3 protein-coding genes are annotated in these 3,072 nt (G+C 40.8%); 2 read left to right on the top strand and 1 reads right to left on the bottom strand.

The features are described from left to right. Positions 1-371 (top strand): hypothetical protein (locus PI95_RS34955; RefSeq protein ID WP_236117347.1); only part of this gene is annotated, 371 nt, incomplete at its 5' end. A 37-nt stretch (positions 372-408) separates the two neighbouring features. Here PI95_RS34955 and PI95_RS34950 read toward each other — a convergent pair. Continuing rightward, positions 409-1,767, bottom strand: coding sequence for a TnsB C-terminal domain-containing protein (locus PI95_RS34950; protein WP_236117346.1), 1,359 nt, complete (start codon positions 1,765-1,767; stop codon positions 409-411). Between the two features lie 534 nt (positions 1,768-2,301). Between PI95_RS34950 and PI95_RS34945 the strand changes: the two genes are divergently transcribed. Further along, on the top strand, positions 2,302-2,514 hold the full coding sequence (locus PI95_RS34945) for a hypothetical protein (protein ID WP_039740017.1): 213 nt from the start codon (positions 2,302-2,304) through the stop codon (positions 2,512-2,514). Positions 2,515-3,072: the final 558 nt, after the last annotated feature.

Below are 3,072 nucleotides of genomic sequence, written 5' to 3'. Positions count from 1 at the left end.
TCGTGACACCTGTAGCTGCGACTTCGCTTTCTCAGAAGATATCGAACCCCTGGATAACTCATCCTTGGAAAGGCTTCAGGGCAATCATGTCTGAAGCTCAACAACATCAGCAGTTGCTAGAACTGCACAACCAAATGTTCATGTCTCCCCAAGACTTTAGCTATCGTTGGGGATTAGATTACGAAGAATTAGCAAAAATCTGTGCCATCTCTAAATCTACGGCTTATCACTGGTTGGGTGGACAAAAAAGCCAGAGAGAAGCTGGATTACCTTACCAGAGAATTATGGCTGTGGCTGATTTTCTTTTCTGTAATGCCGAAGTAATCAACCCTCTGTTGGAGGAGTGGCATAATTCTCAACACCCGAATTAATTCTTCAGTTTTTGCAAATTGACAAAACTTTTCTTCATCACCTTGACTTACATAAAAAATAGGTAGTAGGGTCATATCGCAACACAACACTTTCCCCCGCATAACGCGCTAAGAGTTCACTTCTATACATCAAGTTTTCAAATTGCAAATATCCCCCGCGTTGGATTTGCCGCCGTGTTTGCTTCATTAGGCAAATATCCAAATCCCTCTCGGAAAGTAAATCAGGGGAAGCAATTAAACCAGATCCCCAGCGTCCAAATCTTGTCTGGTCGCCCATTCGAGCGTCAATATCCTGGTTATAGTAACGAACAATGTAATGCACCAACCTTTGCTCTAACTGCCGCAACGTTAAGCAAGCTTCTTTCTCCGCTTTTTCTGATCGCTCTTGAACGTTTGAACCTGTATATCCTTTTAAAGTTGAGAATAATTGTGTGTTTAGAGTTTTAAACGGACGCTCAACAATACCACCCGACGATGGGCGATCGCGTAAATGACAAACAAACCCTAACTGCACTCCTATCTGCTGCAAATGGTTAGAACGAAAATCCTTACCCCCATCTGTATAGAAGTGTTGCGGCAAACCATAAGTACCCCATTCTTCATTAAGCCCATATTCTGAACTATATTGCTTGGGCAAAATTGCATGACGCAACGCCAAAGCCACAACTTGAGAACTTGGTGCATCGTAGCCCAAGTTAATCCCCATAATGCAGCGCGAATAGGTATCAACAACTGTTGTTAACCAAGGACGACTAAGAATTTTGCCATGCTGGTCTACTAATAAAACATCAACAAGGGTATGGTCGCACTGCCAAACTTGGTTACTGCGTTCTATTTGTAAATCTTTTCCATCACGGGTTTTAACTGATAAGCGCGAACCACGCCAACCCGGAGAGCGAATACTCTTGGCTTTCTCCTCCTTTTCAATTAAAGGTTGCAGGACACGGTAAACCGTCATGTGGGAAGGATGCTTAACTCCCAGTTCGTCTGCCCTTGCCTTGACTCTGATAAATACCTGCTGGCGAGTCATTTTTTTACTACCCTTATTGCCCTCCTTGTAGGTCTTCAAAATAAACTCTTGCCAGTTTTCATCGACTCGGTGCTTTCCTTTATCGGCTCGTTGAGTTTCAGTCAGTGCTGCTAAACCTTCCTGCTCCCAGTTGTCAATCAGTCGTCGTACTGTACGCACTGATTTACCAAGTTTTGCTGCTGCAACATTTAGCTTTTGAGTATAAGTAGTGCGATCGCTATTTTCTAAAAGGCTTTGAATTACCTCCATTTTCAGCAAAGCTTCATCTGAAAGTTTAGAAACAATAACGTTTGCTTCAGGAAGATCCTTAACATCTGCCGAGCTTGCCCAAGTCGTAGACGTTTTAGAAGATTCTGCATTCTCCATATTATGTTTTATCAAAACATAGTTGTATTATACTATCAAAGTGACAAATAATTTGTTAATTCCTGTAAAAACACTATTTTTCCAGTTTTCTGGAGATTGACAATTAAATTGTTAATTTCCAGGTATTTGACATCTAATTAGTGAATACTGGTTTGGATGCGTATAACTGTCTAAAATCGCAAAAACCCTGACATAATCCTTGCTATGTCAGGGTTTTAGGCATTTTTTATGCTTTGACAATATTTTGTTAAATTGACAAATAATTAGTTAATGTACATCAGGGACAAACTGTGATTCCTTTTTGGAGCGATAATCGCATCCACGAACGATTCAGAAGTAACCTCAAAAGCTTTACTAGCTAGCTGTTGAGAAACTTATTGCAGTAGTACGGGGAAAAATTCAAATTATTTTACATATCTTTACGATTAGATTGTGCGATTTAGAACTGAGAATGTGATTTCATGCTGACTATGTTTGATACCTATATAATCCATACTGCTGGATTTCCTCTAACTAAGCATAAAGTAAAAAGTTATGGATGCATTTGCCAACGTAGAAATGTATATAGCACACGAAGAAGCCAAGTTGAATCCGGATGCTTCCGAGGTGAAGTTATTTCAAGGGTTGAACGGGAAAAAGTTGATTTCGGCAGCGAAACGTTTGTTGTCTGGAATTACAGCATTTTCGATTTTGGGCGTAGCTAATAGTAGTATTGCCAGCCAACCCAGAGTTTACCTTCCAAACTAGAATGATAATGGCAAGCCTCTAAATGTTCATTCAACTCCAGATATCGCTTCAAGAGAGAATATTTTTGATATACTACCTCACCAAGCCTCTGTCAATGTAGTCTATACAGAAGGCAACATACACCGTATTGAATATTTAAAAGACGGTGTTTGGCAAAAAGGCTGAGTTTCTGCTTCGTATATTTGTAATGGCGGTCTTACTGTCATATCATGCTCAAAACTGCTTCAACAAATTTCGCAGACATCAGAAAGTATAGCAGGAAATCAATCATTAAGAACTGTAGTAACAGCAGCGGATCTACGCTCACAAGCCTGTCCACATAAGGCGAAGGGTTGTTGGAGGGGAACGCGAAAATGGGGAAGGGGAATGGTAATAATTCTTTTCAAGCTTCCAAGCGTCCCGATTACCACGTTCCCTTGGGCTAACTCCGGACAAGAATGGACAGCCTTCTTCTGGGTTCTAAAAAATCAGACAAAACCGGACAGCCATATAGCTGAAATAGTCGTGGAGTTTTGAGGATCTTTAATACAAGGCTGTCCGGTAATGTCGGCGTTTTAG

Origin of the sequence: Hassallia byssoidea VB512170 (assembly GCF_000817785.2) — a bacterium.
GTDB classification, from domain to species: Bacteria; Cyanobacteriota; Cyanobacteriia; order Cyanobacteriales; family Nostocaceae; genus Hassallia; species Hassallia carrinoi.
The sequence above is the reverse complement of the archived record's forward strand: the minus strand, read 5'-3'. Positions and strand labels throughout refer to the sequence as shown.